The organism is Paenibacillus sp. NPDC056933 (genome assembly GCF_042674385.1).
Taxonomy (GTDB): Bacteria; Bacillota; Bacilli; order Paenibacillales; family Paenibacillaceae; genus Paenibacillus.
The window spans coordinates 576,420-592,839 of the sequence record NZ_JBHUQN010000002.1 but is presented as its reverse complement, the minus strand read 5'-3'; the positions used below and the strand labels follow the sequence as shown (position 1 = coordinate 592,839).

The window sequence follows — 16,420 nt, the reverse complement described above, 5'->3', positions numbered from 1 at the left end:
GTGTGAACAGGGGGAGACAGAGATGAAAAAGAAAGATACAAAATGGATATGGTTGAGTGTATTGCTCGTATTTACATTAGCGCTGTCCGCTTGCGGGATCAAAAAAGAACCTGCTTCGACTACAGCTTCGGGAACGACTGAGGACAAGCCCAAGACAGAAGCAGTCACTGGTCCATTGAGCGGCAAAAGAGTCGCATTGATTATGGAATTTAACACAGGCACGTTCTCACAGCAATATGTGCAAGGAGTTAAAGAAGAAATCGAAAAATTCGGTGGGGAACTGACTACGTTTGTTGCCGATAATGATAAAGCCAAGATGGTATCGTTGCTCGATAGCGCGATTAATCAGAAGTTCGATGCCATTCTGACCGACCACGGAGATTCCTTGCTGGAGCCAGGTGTGAAAAAGGCAGTAGCGCAAAATATTCCGGTTGTTGTTTTCGACGCAGACATTAGCGTTCCTGGAGCAACAGTGCTGTCCCAGGATGATCAGAAGATGGCTGAATTGACGCTGGAGCAAATGAAAAAGGACATCAATGGAAAAGGAAACATTGTAAAAGTATGGGTAGCCGGATTTGCACCGATGGAACGCCGCCAACTTGCCTACGGCAAGTTCTTGAAAGATAACCCGGATATTAAGGAGATTGCGACATTTGGTTCAGCACAGAACCCGGCTTTGGATACACAAGCCAAGATGGAAGCAATCCTGAAACAATATCCAAAAGGCGAAATCACAGCTGTCTGGACTGCATGGGATGAATTCGCCAAAGGTGCAGCACGTGCCATTCAGCAAGCAGGACGTGACGAAATCAAAGTATACGGCATTGATATGAGTGATGAAGATTTGCAGATGATCCAGGATCCGAAAAATCCGTGGGTTGCTTCCGCAGCGGTTGATCCAACAGACATTGGTCGTGTACAGGTTCGTTATGCGTACCAGAAACTGAATGGGGATGAGACGGAAGACCAAGTCGTTCTCAATCCAGTCTATGTACAACGTGAGGCGTTGCCTGACAAACAAATTTCCACTTCAGAGCTGTCCGAGTATGTTGAGGGCTGGGGAGGAAGTACACAGGGAATCAAGGATTGGATGACAGAGTACGGGGTTACTGCTAAATAAAGCAGCGTAAGGGGCGCGCCGCAAGGCGCGCTTTTTCCAACCATGATGACGAAATTTAAATGCATGAGGATATCGATACTCCCAGCGGGGAGTGATAGGAGGTTTGCGTCATGAGCACTGTACCGATCCTGCTTCAAATGGAACATATTCATAAGCAATTTGCAGGCATTCCTGCCCTGAAAGATGTGCAGTTCTCGGTAAAAGGTGGAGAGATTCATGCGCTTCTGGGGGCAAATGGTGCGGGGAAGAGCACATTAATGAAAATTTTGTCTGGTGCATACCAGCTGGATCAAGGCGCCATCCGATTGAGTGGACAAACTCTTCAATTATCATCACCTGGTGAGGCCAAGTCAAACGGTATTCATTGTGTATACCAAGAGGTCGATGCTGCATTGGTTCCTCAATTGACGGCTGCCGAGAATATTATGTTGGACCAACTGGCGTCGTCTGGCGGAGGCTGGTGGAAAAGTCCTCGGAAACTGCAACAGCGTGCAGCTGAAGCTTTGCAGCAACTGGGGGCAGACATATCGGTACACAAAAAGGTAGCGGACCTGACATTGGCGGAGAAACAGATGATTCTGCTGGCACGCATCCTGATTCAGGATGCCAAGGTCATTATATTTGACGAACCGACTGCGCCACTAAGTCGGGAAGAAACCGACGCCTTTTTTAGAATTGTGCATTTGTTGAAAGATCGGGGTGTGGCATGTATTTTCATTACTCACCGTCTTCCTGAAGTTACGAGTCACTGTGATCGGGTCACAGTAATGAGAGATGGGCAGCATGTATTCACAGGTGAAGCACGGGGGCTTACGATTAATGATCTGGTGACGCATATGCTGGGTAAACCGTTTGAGGAGGAGTTTCCCAAGACAGAAGCGCCAGTAGGTGAGGTATTGCTGGAAGCACGTGGACTTCGTCGTGGACTCAGGGTTAAGGGAGTGAATCTTTCTGTTCGTCGAGGCGAGGTGCTTGCCGTGGTAGGTCTGGTTGGTGCCGGCAAAACGGAATGCTCCCGCTTGCTGATTGGTGCAGATCGTCTGGAGAGTGGAGAAATTCGGCTGAATCACCGTGAGCTTCACCTCTCCCAACCTGCAGATGCCGCTGCTCTAGGCATTGTTTCCGTGCCGGAAGAACGTCGTAAACAGGGGATTCTGATCCAGGAAAATGTGGAACGGAATTTGAGCCTGCCGTTGCTGGGACGCCTAAGTACATTGGGCTTTGTGAGCCGAAAGCGTGAACGTGAGAACGCGGAATCTCTGGTACAGCAACTCGGAATCAAAACATCGTCCGTTCGGCAGGAAGTGAAATATTTAAGCGGAGGCAATCAACAGAAGGTCGCTATTGGCAAATGGCTGAATGCGGATGCAGACGTATTTATATTTGATGAGCCGACAAAAGGTGTTGATATCGGTGCAAAAAGTGACATTTTTCGCATTATTAACGAATTGGCTTTGGCAGGAAAAGCTGTAATTTATTTCACATGTGAACTGGATGAAGGATTGGGCATTGGTGACCGAATTGCAGTTATGTGTGAAGGGACTATTGTCAAGGAATTCAAACGGGGCGAGACTAACCAAGAACAGCTGCTATACTATGCAAGCGGTGGACAAGAGGTGGAAGCATGAAGGATAAATCATTGGATTTTGCGTTCCGTTATGGTGCGATTATCGTTATTGTTGGTGTTATTGCATTTTTCGGTATTAAATTGCCTTATTTCTTTACGTACAGTAACTTGACAGATATATTGGGTTCCATCTCAATTGTGACATTTGTGGCGATTGGTGTAACCTTATCTCTCATTGTTGATGGATTTGACCTCTCGGTGGGGGCAACCGTCTCGCTAACGACTGTCGTTACCGCTTCGTTAATGATTTGGTACCAGCAGCCGCTCGCTGTTGTCATTATTGTCCCTCTAATCATTGGGGCTGTCATTGGTTGGCTTAATTCCTTGCTGATCGTGAAACTCCGTATCCCGGATCTGCTGGCTACACTTGCCACGATGTACATCATCGGTGGAATTCACAAAACGTATGCCCAAGGTTACACGATTTATAACCATATGCAATTTCCTGACGGGAGTAAAGCTGCCGGGGAGATGGATCCCACATTTCTACTGATTGGGCAGGGAAAATGGCTGGGTATGCCGATTTCGGTCATCCTGCTGCTCTTTGCTGTGATCGCTGTGCATATCTTTTTGACGTATACAAAGTATGGGCGCCAGATGTACGTTACTGGGGGTAATGAGGAAGCGGCACGTCTGTCTGGAATCAAGGTGAAAAAGGTGCGCACTCTCGCCTATGTGGCAGCTGGAGTGTTTGCTGCAATTGGAGGTATTATCTATGCATCCAAAGTAGGATCAGGACAAATCGACGCGGGATCTCCGTTGTTAATGGAATCGGTGGCAGCTGTGTTTGTCGGCTTCTCTGTATTTGGCGCAGGTAAACCGAACGTGATTGGAACGTTTATCGGCTCGGTTCTAATTGGTGTATTGGTCAACGGTTTGACCATGATGAATGTCCAATATTTCACCCATGATATTGTCAAGGGTGGAGTGCTCGTCCTTGCCCTGGCAGTGACATTTTACGTCTTAAACCGCAACCGCACTTGAAATTGTGGGCTGTCTGTATTAGTATAAAATTTGTTCGGCGTCCGAAACAACCTTTGTTTCAGGCGACATTCTGCCGGAAATGACTGTTGACCGCAGGCGGAGATTTGTGTTCATCACGCTCAAGATGTACGTAGATTTTTTGCGTATGAACGTATATTTCGCTATAAAACGGAAACACAGTATAACATTCAGGACATTGATTCAGGAGGTGAAAAAACAATGAACAAATCAGACTTGATTACACAAGTGTCTGAAGCGACTGAATTGTCCAAGAAGGATGTAACGAAAGCGGTTGATGCCGTATTCGAAGCAATCTCTGGTGCTCTTCAAAGCGGAGACAAAGTACAATTGGTTGGTTTTGGGAACTTCGAAGTTCGCGAGCGCTCTGCACGTAAAGGACGCAACCCGCAAACAGGTGAAGAAATCGAAATTCCTGCGAGCAAAATACCTGCATTCAAACCAGGTAAAGCGCTCAAAGACGGAATTAAATAAGATTTCTACATATTCCATATGTCGACAAAAAGACCGTGACTTGTTCACGGCCTTTTCTTTTGCCCACTAATGATCTGTCTCCCTTTTGTTCAGGGACTCTGGCTCATCCGATTGTTGTGTATAGGCAATGAGAATGAGTTCTTCTCCAGCGGCTGCAGACAGATGATGCTCTATTTCTCTTAATTGGTGAATATGCTCGTCTGTCAGCGCTGCAGGGGCATACTTCATAAGGTATCTCCTTTCTGTGGCGGGATTAACTGTAGTATGACCAAGGTGTAACAGAATGTTGCGCACCTTACACATAAGGATTGGTTGACAAATGAAACAATCTTTATCATCATTAACGCTATTGAACTAGGAGAGGGGTCGTGCGTAATGGATCATCCAACCGGCAGTGATTATATTGTAATTAAGGCAGAGGAGAATGGTGTCCAGGTGATCGGCTTAACCCGAGGTCAGGATACACGCTTTCATCATACCGAGAAGCTGGACAAGGGAGAAGTCATGTTTGCCCAATTTACGAACCATACTTCAGCCATTAAAATCCGTGGAAAAGCTACCCTGATTACCAAGCATGGACAGGTTCAGTCCGAATAATGAAAATTGCAGGCATAGCCTGCTTTTTTTCATTGTACAATGAGGTATGAGCCTTTACCGGACAGACTACACTAACAGGTAAGGGCAGGGAGGCATTTATGAAACCGCGGATGATCGTGACTGCTTCACTGCTGGCAACGGTTGCAGCGGTCCTTCTGCTTGTTGCCATACAAACCTTACATATTCGAACATGGGGTGGAGAAAGGGCGCAACCGGTCTCTGCCACAAGGCATCCAGCTCAGTTATCGGAAGAAAATCTGGTGGATGTGCTGAGTACCCTTCAACTATCCACACCCATCGCGAGGGTGGAATGGAAACAATCGATTTTGACGCTCGATCTGAAAGTTACCAGAACCGGCACTAGCTACACCGAAATCTATGCAAATATGGCTGCTGTGGCTGATCTTGGCTTTCAAAGTCTCGACAATGTGAATCAGGTGCTGCTGCGTGTGATGGCTGAGGACGAATGGCTGCACAAAAGGCATTTATTACTTGCAGCTGATTTTCGACGTGGAGAATGGCCGATGTATGCAATCGAAACGCTTCGAAGCTGGAAAAGTCCAATCCTCTCGGAGGAATTAAAGGACTGGTTTCATATGATGGAGACGGAACTGTGGAAGAAGCAATTCGAAATGACAAGTCAGGGGTAATAGAATAGCAGGATTCAGTGCGTGTCCGATAAACATATGCTATAATATATAAGATTGTAGTGCAGAAATGGTTTAACAATGTAAAGGCTCGGAGGCTGAGAATGAATTCATATCGCGTACCCCAACTAGCAAAGAAATATACGGATTACGACATGATTCGACAACATACGGAAATCCCATCATTTCCGGATAGCCGGGCACGTCTGCTGCAGGTATTTGTGGGCCGGACAGACGAAAAGGTGCATGATGAGCTTTACGCTCTTGCAACCTCGCTCGTTCAGTTGGCTATGGATACGCATGATCGGATTGATACGATATCCGGAGAGCGCAGAGAACAGGAGATGCGTTCGCGCCAGTTGAACGTGCTTGCCGGAGACTATCTGAGCAGCCGTTTCTATCAGTTGCTCGCTCATGCGGGCAGAATTGAAATGATCGGCAAACTCAGTGGTGCTGTATCCGAAGTGAATGCACGCAAGATGACGCTGTATGAACGGATGAAAAAACTCCTCGTTTCGGCTGAAGAATACTTGCGTGAAACGGTACAGCTGAAGATGCAGCTGTTTCTTTCTTTTTCAGACATGATTGGTTCCAAGGAACAGTCCCTATGGAACAGTCTGCTGTCGGAATTCAGCTTCTGCGAAATGATCGCGGAAGAGTTGCGACGGATGAACGACGATCAAAACTTTTATCACAGTTATGCTTTCTGGCATATTTACGAACACGGCAACGACGACGAGCAGAAATGGCTTCGTCAGCCAGAGATGGATGCACGGACATGGAGCAGTATGGTCCTCAAGCATCGAATTGGCGAGGTTTTGCTGGACAAGCTTCGAGACTGCACACGCCGCATACAGCAGTTGTTGCAAGACGAGGAGGATCAATTGGGCTTGCATGAATTCGATGCAATCCTGGAGCCTTACCTGACGTATTTGCAGCCTTCACATGCGGCAGTAAGGGAAGATTGAGGGGGAGACAGACGAATGGGGAGCGGAGAGACCAAACCGAAAGAAGAATTTGTCCATTCGGTTTTTCAGAGTATAGCCGGGAAATATGACGTCATGAATGATATTCTGAGTTTCCGAAGGCACAAGGCTTGGCGTAAATTCACCATGAAGAAGATGAATATGTCCAAAGGCGATACCGGGCTCGATTTATGCTGCGGTACGTGTGACTGGACACTCGCCATGGCCCAGGCAAGTGAAACGGGTCACATGCATGGACTTGATTTTAGCAGCAATATGCTCGAAGTTGGGCAGACCAAGGTTAATGCAGTAAACCGTCAGAAACAGATCACGCTGGTTCAAGGCAATGCGATGTCACTTCCCTTTGAGGACAATTCATTTGATTATGTCACTATTGGATTTGGATTGCGCAACGTTCCGGATCTTCGTCAGGTTCTGTCGGAGATGAAGCGTGTCGTGAAGCCGGGAGGCATGGTAGTCTGTCTGGAATTATCTAAGCCGACATGGCAACCGTTTAAAGCCATTTATTATTTTTATTTTGAACAATTACTACCGAAGATTGCCAAATTGTTTGCCAAACGTTATGAGCAGTATAAATGGCTGCCGGACTCACTGGCACTTTTTCCAGGGAGGAAGGAACTGGCCGATATTTTTGCAGAAACCGGATTGAAGCAAGTGCAGGCCTATCCTCTGACCGGAGGTATCGCGGCACTGCATATTGGAACCAAGGAGAATCAGCATGTTTAGGAAAATTCGCATCTTTTTAGAAATGATCAAGATTGAACATACGCTTTTCGCATTACCTTTTGCATTTATGGGGGCCATTCTCGGTTCCATGGTAGTGAATGATACATTCCCAACCTGGCTGCAGATTATGTGGGTATTACTGGCAATGATTGGTGCAAGAAGCGCTGCTTTTGGCTTGAACCGCATGATTGACCAGGCGATAGACAAGAAAAATCCACGTACTGCGATGAGAGCGATTCCGGCCGGTTTATTGAAAAACGGTGAGGTCGTTATTTTTATCATATTGTCGTTTGTGCTCTTGTTCTGGGCCTCTTCCAACCTTAACGTGTTATCCATGCAATTGTTGCCGATAGCTGTATTTATGCTGGTATTGTATTCATATACCAAACGTTTCACATGGTTGTGCCATGTAGTACTCGGTATGACTATTGGTCTGGCTCCGCTTGGGGGTTGGGTAGCTGTAACGGGTACAATGGATTGGACAGCGATTGTGCTGTACGTTACGATTGTGTTCTGGACAGCAGGGTTCGATATCATTTATGCATGTCAGGATCTGGAGTTCGATCAGGGTGAGGGACTTCATTCCATACCTTCCCGTTTCGGTCTTAACACATCATTGCAGATCGCCAAGTTATTTCACGTGATTACTGCAGTTGGTTTTCTGGCCTTGTTATTGATGACTGATCTAAGCTGGTGGTATGGTGCCGGAATGCTGATTACTTATGGTATTCTTTTCTATGAGCACTATATTGTATCGCCAAATGACATGAGCCGGGTGCAAACTGCGTTCTTTACCATGAACAGTGTACTAAGTTTGGTTGTTTTTACATTTACTCTAATTGATCTGGCGGTGAAATAAAGATGCATCAGCCCGAAAATAAACGACTAGTTGTCGGAATTACCGGAGCGAGTGGCAGTATATATGGCATCAGATTAATTGAAACGCTGCTTGATCTGGATTACACCGTGCATCTGGTGATATCCAATGCCGGCTGGCGTGTATTGAAAGAAGAAATGGACTGGGATATTACGAACCGGGACCGTGTGCTGGAAGAAAAATTCGGCAAACGTGCTGGTTCCCTAATCTATCATCCCGTTAGTGATATTGGTGCCTCAATCGCAAGCGGTTCTTTCCTGGCAGAAGGCATGATAATTATGCCATGTTCCATGGGCACTCTTTCATCGATTGCACAGGGGTCGTCCGATAATCTGATGTCCCGTGCTGCCGATGTCATGATGAAAGAGGGAAGAACACTGATTTTGGTACCGCGTGAGACACCTTTACATGCAATCCATCTGGAGAACATGCTGAAGCTCTCCCGGCTTGGTGTCCGAATGATACCAGCGATGCCTGCTTTTTATTACAAACCCCAAACGATGGATGAGTTGATTCTTTTTCTGGTGGGTAAGGTGCTCGATAGCCTGCGCATTCCACATCAACTGTTTACAAGATGGGGAGAACCGGATGAACGGGGATAGGACCAAGTACTCTCGCTTTGTATCTGATAAGTAAGTGCATAAGTGACTTGGTCGCCCCCAAATACCGGGGTATTGGTGAGCGCTGATGGTCATGCTTCGTTTGAACCACAGCCTTGACCCATGCTCCGGCTGCTTCTGGACTTATGTTTCAGAACAAGTCGCAGAGTTTAATTCCCGGGTGTCAGCCATGACATTCGAACAAGGTAAGTACGTTAAAGAAGAACGCAAGCAGGAAAGGCAAGCCCTGGTTTTTCGTTATGCCTGCAGGCCCGACTTGCTGGAGGGGAAGGTAAGCATGGATTTATGGACTGATAATACGCTGACACGGGTGAACGAATGAAACTATTGGATATTTTTGGGTTGTTAAAAAAGGACATGAATTACATTGAAAAAGAGTTGTATCGCAGTGTTCAGGGAGAACAGAAACTGCTGAGCGAAACCTCACTTCACCTGCTTAAGGCAGGGGGGAAGCGATTACGGCCCGTATTTGTGTTGCTTGGCGGGAAATTTGGTACATACGACATCGAGCGCCTAAAGCTGGTAGCAGTTCCGTTGGAATTGATTCACTCGGCTTCTCTGGTTCATGATGATGTTATTGATAATGCCGAGACACGACGTGGCAAACCAACGGTGAAATCCAAATGGGATAATCGAATTGCGATGTATACTGGAGATTATATTTACGGCAAAGCGCTTAAAATGACGGCGGGCCTGTCCGATCCGGCAATACACCGTATTCTGGCCAAAGCTATGGTGCAGATGTCCATTGGTGAAATGGAACAAATTCGGGATTTTTTCAATACGGGACAAAGTGTACGTAACTATCTCTTGCGAATTCGTCGCAAAACTGCGCTTCTTATTGCTGTCAGCTGCCAGCTGGGGGCGCTTGCCACTCGTGCGCCGGAACATGTATCTTCGTTGCTGTACACCTACGGTTACAACGTGGGTATGGCGTTCCAGATTCAGGACGATGTACTTGATCTGGTCGGCACCGAGAAGCAACTTGGCAAGCCCCCAGGCAGTGACATGAAGCAAGGCAATATTACGCTGCCCGTACTGTACGCGTTGCAGGAGCCTGATTTGCGTGAACCTTTGCTAAAGGAAATTTCCCGTGTTCAGCATGAGGAAGGGCGGGCAAGTGCGTCCGACGCTATTGGAATGATTCGCCAAAGTCAAGGAATTGCTAAAGCGGAAGCCCTGGCTGACCGATATATGAAGAAAGCGCTCGATGCTCTGGATCAACTGCCTAACATCAAGACGACCAAAAACCTGCGTGATATCGCACATTTTGTGGTCCAACGTACTCATTAATCTGTATTATCATTTCTCTGTTTTCTACAAGAGCTTGGAAAAATGAAGCTCCCTGGGCAGATGTACTTACTCAAAAAAATAACAAACATGTGATATTCCTCATTGGGGGGATCTGGACATGTATGTTACAATCAAAGGGATTGCGTTTACATAATGAAATAACTTTGAACCGTGAGTGAGGAGTGAGCCTATGGATCGTACATTTTTGATGGTGAAGCCGGATGGTGTGCAGCGTGGTTTGATTGGGCGTATCGTTAGCCGTCTGGAAGACAAAGGATTTAAGTTGGTGGCAGGCAAACTGGTGCAGATGTCTGAGGATCAGGCCAAACGCCATTATGCTGAACATGAGGGAAAACCGTTTTTCGATGACCTGGTGCGATTTATCACTTCTGGACCTGTATTTGCCATGGTTTGGGAAGGGGACGACATCGTGGCGCTTGCACGCATCGTAATCGGTAAAACCAATGTGAAGGAAGCGGCTCCGGGGACGATTCGCGGAGATTTCGCCAGCCACACACCGCATAATCTGATTCATGGGGCAGATTCACCAGAAAGTGCCTTACGTGAAGCAGCGAACTTCTTTGCTCCCGATGAGCTGGTAACGTACGACAAGAGCATCGCAGCCTGGTTGTAATTTATTAGCCAGAAGGGTGATACGATGCTGGAGCAGGAACAACTACTAGACCCGGATTACACCGGATTTATTCGTAAAATCAAAGAGAGCACAGGTATTGATCTTGCTCAATACAAGGAAGGCCAGATGAAAAGAAGGCTGACCACACTTCGTAACAAAAACGGATTTCATACGTTTTCTATCTTTTTTGATGCCATGCAGAAAGACAAGTCACTGTTCTACGAGTTTCTGGATCGCATGACCATTAACGTCTCGGAATTTTGGCGGAATCCCAATCGCTGGGAAGTGCTGCGAGATGAAATCCTGCCTGAGTTGCAGGGTTCGAAACGTGGAGTTAAAGTGTGGAGTGCTGCTTGCTCCACAGGCGAGGAGCCTTACACTTTGGCGATGATACTGGACACGATGGGGATTCTTAAGGGAAGCTCCATCACAGCAAGTGACCTGGATGAAGGAGCTCTCGCGAAAGCTAAGGAAGGGCGTTATATGGAACGCTCGCTCAAAGACGTACCGAAGGAAACGGCCAATCGATACTTCAAGCAAGATGGCTTGGTATACCGCATTGATGAGCAATTAAAAAGTTCGGTCAAGTTCATGAAACAAAATCTGTTGCTCGATCGTTTTGACGATGGATATGATCTGATTGTGTGCCGAAATGTCATGATCTATTTTACCGAGGAAGCCAAAAACCTGCTGTACCATAAGTTTGCAGCAAGCTTGCGTCCAGGCGGTATTTTATTTGTGGGCAGTACGGAACAGATTTTCTCCCCGGGACAATATGGTCTGGAGACAGCGGAGACATTCTTTTATCGCAAAAAATAACTTCAATTGATGTCATAACCGTCTGGAGTGCACATGTACATGTGTCCAGGCGGTTATTTGTATAACGGTTGGATGGAAAATAACCCACACACGTCATAATCTTGGTTATCACTAATCCAGGCAGGTCAATCTGGGAGAAGAAACGATCGACTTTCTTGTCAAAGCCCGTCAGCTATACTATAATAAGCAAAGAAATTATGGGATTTTAGCAATGTGAAGTTTAACAGTTTAAAGGGGGAACGTATTATGAGTTTACGCTATTTAACCGCAGGGGAGACGCACGGACCCCAATTAACCGCAATTATTGAAGGTTTGCCTAGTAATCTGAATATTGACTTTGAAGAGCTGAATTTCCAGCTTCAACGCCGCCAGAAAGGATATGGCCGTGGTCGCCGGATGCAAATTGAGAAGGATCAGGCCAATTTCGTTGGTGGTATCCGTCACGGATATACAACGGGTGCTCCAGTAGCATTGGTCGTTCAAAATAATGACTGGAAACACTGGCAGAAGATTATGAATATTGAGCCGATTGAAGGCAGCGATGAAGAGAAACGTCGCGTTCATCGTCCACGTCCGGGACATGCTGATCTGAACGGAGGACTCAAGTATAACCTGAAAGACTTGCGTAACGTACTGGAGCGTTCCAGTGCCCGTGAGACAACAGTTCGTGTAGCTTGTGGCGCCATTGCACGTCAATTCCTCGCTGAATTTGGGATCAAAGTAGCAGGTCGTGTGCTGCGTATTGGAGAGATCGAAGCACCTTATCAGGATCTGCCGATCGATGAACTGATCGAAGTGACAGAAGCTTCCTCCGTACGTGTGACCGATGCAGAAACCGAGAAGAAGATGGAGGCCTACATCGACCAAATCAAGCAGGAAGGTGACTCCATCGGGGGAATCGTTGAATGTATCGTTGAAGGTGTGCCTGTGGGTCTTGGGAGCTACGTACAGTATGATCGCAAACTGGATGCACGAATCGCTCAGGGTGTGATGTCTATTAATGCATTCAAGGGTGTTGAAATTGGTATCGGCTTCGAAGCCGGAACAATTCGTGGTTCTCAGGTACATGATGAGATCATGCATAGTGAAGAGCGCGGTTACCATCGGGCGACTAACCGTCTTGGCGGATTCGAGGGTGGAATGACCAACGGAATGCCGGTTGTGGTACGTGGAGTTATGAAACCTATTCCTACATTGTACAAACCGCTTCAAAGTGTGGATATCGATACAAAAGAAGCATTCACAGCTCAGGTTGAGCGTTCAGATGCATGTGCGGTTCCGGCAGCTAGTGTCGTTATGGAGCATGTGGTAGCCTGGGAAATTGCGAAGGCTTTCCTTGAGAAATTCGGTGGAGATTCCATGGAGGAAATCCGCGCGAACTTTGAAAGCTACAATAATCAACTGGAGAATTACTAAGATGCGCCAGCTGACAGTGCAGTTGGAGGAGCGCTCTTATCCAATCCTGATTGGCAGCGGCCTGCTGGCTCAAGCACCTCAATATTTTGAGCAATATGGCTTGACTAAAAAAAGCCCGCTGCTCATTATTACCGATGAGAATGTGGCACCCAAATATTTGTCAGATCTTGAACAAACGCTGCGCGCGGCAGGTTTTATAGTCGTCTCAGCAGTTGTTCCTTCTGGTGAAACGTCGAAATCCCTTTCGGTCTATCAGGATATGATGACTGTCGCCATCGAAGGCAAACTGGACCGCAGTTCGGCTATTGTTGCTTTAGGCGGCGGTGTAGTGGGGGATCTGGCTGGTTTTGTTGCTGCTACATATATGCGCGGAATCAAGTTTATACAAGTGCCTACGACGATCCTGGCGCACGACAGCAGTGTTGGCGGCAAGGTAGCAGTCAATCATCCACTGGCGAAAAATATGATTGGTGCATTCCATCAGCCAGAGCTTGTGCTCTATGATGTGGATACTCTTCAATCTCTACCGCCGCGCGATGTTTCAGCTGGCTTGTCAGAAATGTTAAAGCACGGACTGATTCGGGACGAAGCTTTTGCATACTGGTGTGAGGAGCATGCGGAGGAACTGCTTGCCCTTGATCCGGAGGCTCTGGGATACGGTTTGGAACGTGGCTGTGGCATCAAGGCAGAGATTGTATCCAGAGACGAACGTGAACATGGAGAACGTGCGTTGTTGAACCTGGGTCATACGATTGGTCATGCGATTGAAGCGATTGCCGGCTACGGCGAATTTCTGCATGGAGAAGCCATCTCAATTGGTATGGCAGGCTCGGCATTGCTTGGCGAGAAGCTGGGAGCACAGGCAGGGCTCTATGACGATACGGTCCGCATGCTGCGTTCATTGCGCCTTCCGGTGACGATGCCAAAACATTTGGATACGGATGAATTAATGGAAGCAATGATGCATGACAAAAAGTTTCGTGAAGGTCATATGGTCTTCATTATTCCTGACCGGATCGGCGCCGCCCGAATTGTGAAGGACGTTCCTGTAACGGCAGTACGCGACGTCATTGAATGGCTCAAGAAGGGAGAATAAAAGCGATGTTTACTCGGGGGATTCGCGGGGCCACAACGGTCACGCATAATAACGAAGAACAGATTTTGAAAGAAACGGCTGTACTATTGCAGGAAATTGTGGATCGTAACGAGATTACACCTGAAGATATTTGCAGTGTGTGGATTACGATGACAGGAGATCTGGATGCTGCGTTCCCGGCAAAGGCGATTCGTCAGTTGGACGGCTGGGAGCTTGTACCCTTGATGTGTGCACTCGAAGTTCCGGTTGCAGGAGCTTTGCCACAGTGCATTCGTTTTATGGTACACATCAACACAGGAAAAGGTCAGAATGAGATTCACCACGTATACCTCAATGGGGCACAGTCTCTTCGGCCGGATTTGGCGGCACCTTCCAATTCGTAACATTAGAGTGGTTGTCAAATCGTTCGGAATAATGTATAGTGAGAACCAGTTGAGTAGAGTATGAGATTGAGCTGAGAGCAGCTGAGATGAGTGGAGTATATAGCAGAGTCCAGCGGGTGGTAGCCGGAGCAACAGTAGTCGGTGAACTGATTCGCGGTACGTCATGCTACGGAATTTGAAACAGGATTAAGGGAAGGGAACGTGTCTTAGGACATCGTTTGTTTTGGTATAACACAATCCATATCCTTATGCATTTCTTTGAAAGAATGCACGAATCGGATAAAGTTCAGTGTATACCGCTACATTTCCTTTGTTTTGGCTGGATGCATAATACATCCATACCACAGCCTGTATGATAATTCGGTAACGGTGTATGTATAGGGACTTGTTATTTATGAAGCACCAACCTGTTGAAACAGCTTATAATCAAGCCTCTACCTGATGGTAGAGGCTTTTTTTGTTGTTTGTAGTACTTTTCTTCTACCTAATCTGAAAGGACGTGATCTGATGATAACGCCAAACGTTAATCAAGTACTGAAAATGTCGAATGAATATAATCTGATTCCGGTAGTCAAACGGATTCTGGCAGACATGGAGACCCCAATTCGGATTTTCCGCCGTTATGCTGACAACGACCGGGCATTTCTGCTGGAAAGTGTGGAGGGCGGGATTCAATGGGCAAGATATTCCTTCATCGGTACAGATCCGTTCCTGATGATCTCAGCCAAAAAAGGCAGGATTGTGGTAGAAGAAGCTGGCCATACTCGGGAATTGCCAGGCAAACCGATTGAAGAACTCAAAGCGCTGCTGCGTAAGTATCGCAGTCCAAAAGATGATGAACTGCCGCCATTTACGGGCGGGGCCATTGGTTTCTTTGGATACGATCTGCTGCAATATTATGAGAAGCTCCCAGCTCATGCGTTGGATGATCTGAAAATGGACGATATTCGCTTTATGTTCTGTGACCAGATTATCGTGTTCGACCATGTGAAGCAGCAGATGCTGCTGGTGGGAAATGTGCACGTGAAAGACGGTGCAACTGATGATGATATCCGTCAGGCTTATGCCTTAACCTCAGAGAAGCTGGAACAAGCCGCTGAACGTTTACAGCAGCAAGGACCAGGGGAGAACCTGAATCCACGCTCCATTCCAGGAGATATTGAATTAGGGGATATTCAATCCAATCTAACCAAAGAACAGTTTATTGGTAATGTAGAGCAGGCCAAAGAGTACATTCGGGCAGGAGATATTTTTCAAGTAGTATTATCCCAACGATTCCATATTGATACCGAAGTTTCTCCGCTGCATGTATATCGGGTTCTTCGGACATTGAATCCTTCCCCTTATATGTACTATCTGAAGATGGATGATGAGATTATTGTTGGGACCTCACCGGAAGCACTGGTCAAAGTGGATGGAAACCGCGTAGAGACACGACCGATTGCGGGGACTCGTCCAAGAGGAGCTACGGAAGCCGAAGATCGTGCGCTGGCAGCGGATCTGCTTCAGGATGAGAAGGAACGCGCAGAACATCTGATGCTTGTTGATTTGGGCCGCAACGATCTGGGCCGAGTATCTGACTTTGGAAGTGTGAAATGTGACATGTTCATGGAGATTGAGCGTTATTCCCACGTCATGCACATGGTGTCCAATGTTACAGGTGAGCTTAGAGAAGACAAGGATTTCTTTGATGCATTTCTCTCGTGTTTACCGGCAGGAACGGTATCTGGAGCGCCGAAGCTGCGTGCAATGGAGATCATCGCGGAACTGGAGAAAGAAGCACGAGGTGCGTATGCAGGAGCCATCGGTTATCTCGGGTTCTCGGGGAATATGGATTCCTGTATTACCATTCGAACGATTATTTTCAAAAAAGGAAAAGCATATGTGCAGGCTGGAGCTGGAATCGTATGGGACTCGGTTCCCGAGAATGAATATGAAGAAACGGTAAATAAAGCCAAGGCACTACTAAAGGCGATCCGTACAGCAGAAGCCATGTTTCCTGCGAAAGAGAAGGACAGTATCATGAATCTGGCCAACGCTGATTATTTTGTTACTCCAGCCACAGCTGTACAGAACTGAGAGAGGAGAGACCGGAAATGAGTA

19 protein-coding genes are annotated in these 16,420 nt (G+C 47.0%); 18 read left to right on the top strand and 1 reads right to left on the bottom strand.

Annotated features, from left to right (window positions below; translation table 11 throughout):
• Window positions 1–22 precede the first annotated feature (22 nt).
• The 4 genes from ACFTRD_RS17585 (at window position 23) to ACFTRD_RS17570 (ending at window position 4,223) form a co-directional block, all read left to right on the top strand.
• Entirely contained in the window at window positions 23–1,120 is a 1,098-nt protein-coding gene (locus ACFTRD_RS17585; RefSeq protein WP_379382281.1) for a sugar ABC transporter substrate-binding protein, read from the top strand.
• Window positions 1,121–1,230: 110 nt separating this feature from the next.
• The gene (locus ACFTRD_RS17580) at window positions 1,231–2,748 is read left to right on the top strand and encodes a sugar ABC transporter ATP-binding protein (protein WP_379382279.1); all 1,518 of its coding nucleotides are present in this window, start codon (window positions 1,231–1,233) and stop codon (window positions 2,746–2,748) included.
• Complete coding sequence (locus ACFTRD_RS17575; RefSeq protein WP_379382277.1) at window positions 2,745–3,731, top strand: ABC transporter permease; 987 nt, start codon at window positions 2,745–2,747, stop codon at window positions 3,729–3,731. Before ACFTRD_RS17580 ends, ACFTRD_RS17575 begins: the two co-directional genes overlap by 4 nt.
• 219 nt (window positions 3,732–3,950) lie before the next feature.
• Window positions 3,951–4,223 carry an HU family DNA-binding protein gene (locus ACFTRD_RS17570; RefSeq protein WP_062327372.1) on the top strand — a complete coding sequence of 91 codons (273 nt, stop codon included), beginning with the start codon at window positions 3,951–3,953 and terminating at the stop codon, window positions 4,221–4,223.
• 66 nt (window positions 4,224–4,289) lie between these two features.
• On the opposite strand, the gene ACFTRD_RS17565 is transcribed toward ACFTRD_RS17570, so the two are convergent.
• A complete protein-coding gene (locus tag ACFTRD_RS17565; RefSeq protein ID WP_379382274.1) occupies window positions 4,290–4,451 on the bottom strand; it encodes a hypothetical protein in 162 nt (53 codons plus the stop codon).
• Between the two features lie 147 nt (window positions 4,452–4,598).
• Here ACFTRD_RS17565 and mtrB point away from each other — a divergent pair, with 147 nt between their 5' ends.
• From mtrB to trpE, 14 genes are all read left to right on the top strand, one after another.
• On the top strand, window positions 4,599–4,820 hold the full coding sequence (gene mtrB, locus ACFTRD_RS17560) for a trp RNA-binding attenuation protein MtrB (protein WP_062327625.1): 222 nt from the start codon (window positions 4,599–4,601) through the stop codon (window positions 4,818–4,820).
• 98 nt (window positions 4,821–4,918) lie between these two features.
• A complete protein-coding gene (locus tag ACFTRD_RS17555; RefSeq protein ID WP_379382272.1) occupies window positions 4,919–5,470 on the top strand; it encodes a hypothetical protein in 552 nt (183 codons plus the stop codon).
• 101 nt (window positions 5,471–5,571) lie between these two features.
• Window positions 5,572–6,435, top strand: coding sequence for a heptaprenyl diphosphate synthase component 1 (locus ACFTRD_RS17550; RefSeq protein ID WP_379382270.1), 864 nt, complete (start codon window positions 5,572–5,574; stop codon window positions 6,433–6,435).
• A gap of 15 nt (window positions 6,436–6,450) precedes the next feature.
• A complete protein-coding gene (locus ACFTRD_RS17545) occupies window positions 6,451–7,179 on the top strand; it encodes a demethylmenaquinone methyltransferase (RefSeq protein WP_062327382.1) in 729 nt (242 codons plus the stop codon).
• A complete protein-coding gene (locus ACFTRD_RS17540; protein WP_192268375.1) occupies window positions 7,172–8,038 on the top strand; it encodes a UbiA-like polyprenyltransferase in 867 nt (288 codons plus the stop codon). The genes ACFTRD_RS17545 and ACFTRD_RS17540 overlap by 8 nt, the downstream gene beginning before the upstream one ends.
• A gap of 2 nt (window positions 8,039–8,040) precedes the next feature.
• Window positions 8,041–8,658, top strand: a complete 618-nt coding sequence (locus ACFTRD_RS17535) for a UbiX family flavin prenyltransferase (RefSeq protein WP_379382267.1) — start codon at window positions 8,041–8,043, stop codon at window positions 8,656–8,658.
• A gap of 85 nt (window positions 8,659–8,743) precedes the next feature.
• Complete coding sequence (locus ACFTRD_RS17530; protein ID WP_379382265.1) at window positions 8,744–8,998, top strand: hypothetical protein; 255 nt, start codon at window positions 8,744–8,746, stop codon at window positions 8,996–8,998.
• Window positions 8,995–9,969, top strand: a complete 975-nt coding sequence (locus ACFTRD_RS17525) for a polyprenyl synthetase family protein (protein ID WP_379382263.1) — start codon at window positions 8,995–8,997, stop codon at window positions 9,967–9,969. Before ACFTRD_RS17530 ends, ACFTRD_RS17525 begins: the two co-directional genes overlap by 4 nt.
• Window positions 9,970–10,159: 190 nt before the next feature.
• Window positions 10,160–10,603 carry a nucleoside-diphosphate kinase gene (ndk, locus tag ACFTRD_RS17520; RefSeq protein WP_192268369.1) on the top strand — a complete coding sequence of 148 codons (444 nt, stop codon included), beginning with the start codon at window positions 10,160–10,162 and terminating at the stop codon, window positions 10,601–10,603.
• A 24-nt stretch (window positions 10,604–10,627) separates the two neighbouring features.
• Entirely contained in the window at window positions 10,628–11,422 is a 795-nt protein-coding gene (locus ACFTRD_RS17515; protein WP_062327407.1) for a CheR family methyltransferase, read from the top strand.
• A gap of 246 nt (window positions 11,423–11,668) precedes the next feature.
• On the top strand, window positions 11,669–12,838 hold the full coding sequence (gene aroC, locus ACFTRD_RS17510) for a chorismate synthase (protein ID WP_062327410.1): 1,170 nt from the start codon (window positions 11,669–11,671) through the stop codon (window positions 12,836–12,838).
• Window position 12,839: 1 nt separating this feature from the next.
• On the top strand, window positions 12,840–13,934 hold the full coding sequence (aroB, locus tag ACFTRD_RS17505) for a 3-dehydroquinate synthase (protein ID WP_379382260.1): 1,095 nt from the start codon (window positions 12,840–12,842) through the stop codon (window positions 13,932–13,934).
• Between the two features lie 5 nt (window positions 13,935–13,939).
• The gene (gene aroH, locus ACFTRD_RS17500; RefSeq protein WP_379382258.1) at window positions 13,940–14,317 is read left to right on the top strand and encodes a chorismate mutase; all 378 of its coding nucleotides are present in this window, start codon (window positions 13,940–13,942) and stop codon (window positions 14,315–14,317) included.
• Window positions 14,318–14,824: 507 nt separating this feature from the next.
• The gene (trpE, locus tag ACFTRD_RS17495) at window positions 14,825–16,396 is read left to right on the top strand and encodes an anthranilate synthase component I (RefSeq protein ID WP_379382256.1); all 1,572 of its coding nucleotides are present in this window, start codon (window positions 14,825–14,827) and stop codon (window positions 16,394–16,396) included.
• The last annotated feature ends 24 nt before the right edge of the window (window positions 16,397–16,420 follow it).

Excerpts from the sequence above, each read along its gene's own strand:
- ACFTRD_RS17550 (WP_379382270.1), top strand. The coding sequence starts at position 5,572 with ATGAATTCATATCGCGTACCCCAACTAGCAAAGAAATATACGGATTAC.
- ACFTRD_RS17585 (WP_379382281.1), top strand. The coding sequence starts at position 23 with ATGAAAAAGAAAGATACAAAATGGATATGGTTGAGTGTATTGCTCGTA.
- ACFTRD_RS17525 (WP_379382263.1), top strand. The coding sequence starts at position 8,995 with ATGAAACTATTGGATATTTTTGGGTTGTTAAAAAAGGACATGAATTAC.
- ACFTRD_RS17575 (WP_379382277.1), top strand. The coding sequence starts at position 2,745 with ATGAAGGATAAATCATTGGATTTTGCGTTCCGTTATGGTGCGATTATC.
- ACFTRD_RS17565 (WP_379382274.1), bottom strand. The coding sequence starts at position 4,451 with ATGAAGTATGCCCCTGCAGCGCTGACAGACGAGCATATTCACCAATTA.
- ACFTRD_RS17535 (WP_379382267.1), top strand. The coding sequence starts at position 8,041 with ATGCATCAGCCCGAAAATAAACGACTAGTTGTCGGAATTACCGGAGCG.
- ACFTRD_RS17580 (WP_379382279.1), top strand. The coding sequence starts at position 1,231 with ATGAGCACTGTACCGATCCTGCTTCAAATGGAACATATTCATAAGCAA.
- ACFTRD_RS17555 (WP_379382272.1), top strand. The coding sequence starts at position 4,919 with ATGAAACCGCGGATGATCGTGACTGCTTCACTGCTGGCAACGGTTGCA.
- ACFTRD_RS17540 (WP_192268375.1), top strand. The coding sequence starts at position 7,172 with ATGTTTAGGAAAATTCGCATCTTTTTAGAAATGATCAAGATTGAACAT.
- trpE (WP_379382256.1), top strand. The coding sequence starts at position 14,825 with ATGATAACGCCAAACGTTAATCAAGTACTGAAAATGTCGAATGAATAT.
- ACFTRD_RS17545 (WP_062327382.1), top strand. The coding sequence starts at position 6,451 with ATGGGGAGCGGAGAGACCAAACCGAAAGAAGAATTTGTCCATTCGGTT.
- ACFTRD_RS17570 (WP_062327372.1), top strand. The coding sequence starts at position 3,951 with ATGAACAAATCAGACTTGATTACACAAGTGTCTGAAGCGACTGAATTG.
- aroB (WP_379382260.1), top strand. The coding sequence starts at position 12,840 with ATGCGCCAGCTGACAGTGCAGTTGGAGGAGCGCTCTTATCCAATCCTG.
- mtrB (WP_062327625.1), top strand. The coding sequence starts at position 4,599 with ATGGATCATCCAACCGGCAGTGATTATATTGTAATTAAGGCAGAGGAG.
- aroC (WP_062327410.1), top strand. The coding sequence starts at position 11,669 with ATGAGTTTACGCTATTTAACCGCAGGGGAGACGCACGGACCCCAATTA.
- ndk (WP_192268369.1), top strand. The coding sequence starts at position 10,160 with ATGGATCGTACATTTTTGATGGTGAAGCCGGATGGTGTGCAGCGTGGT.
- ACFTRD_RS17530 (WP_379382265.1), top strand. The coding sequence starts at position 8,744 with ATGGTCATGCTTCGTTTGAACCACAGCCTTGACCCATGCTCCGGCTGC.
- ACFTRD_RS17515 (WP_062327407.1), top strand. The coding sequence starts at position 10,628 with ATGCTGGAGCAGGAACAACTACTAGACCCGGATTACACCGGATTTATT.
- aroH (WP_379382258.1), top strand. The coding sequence starts at position 13,940 with ATGTTTACTCGGGGGATTCGCGGGGCCACAACGGTCACGCATAATAAC.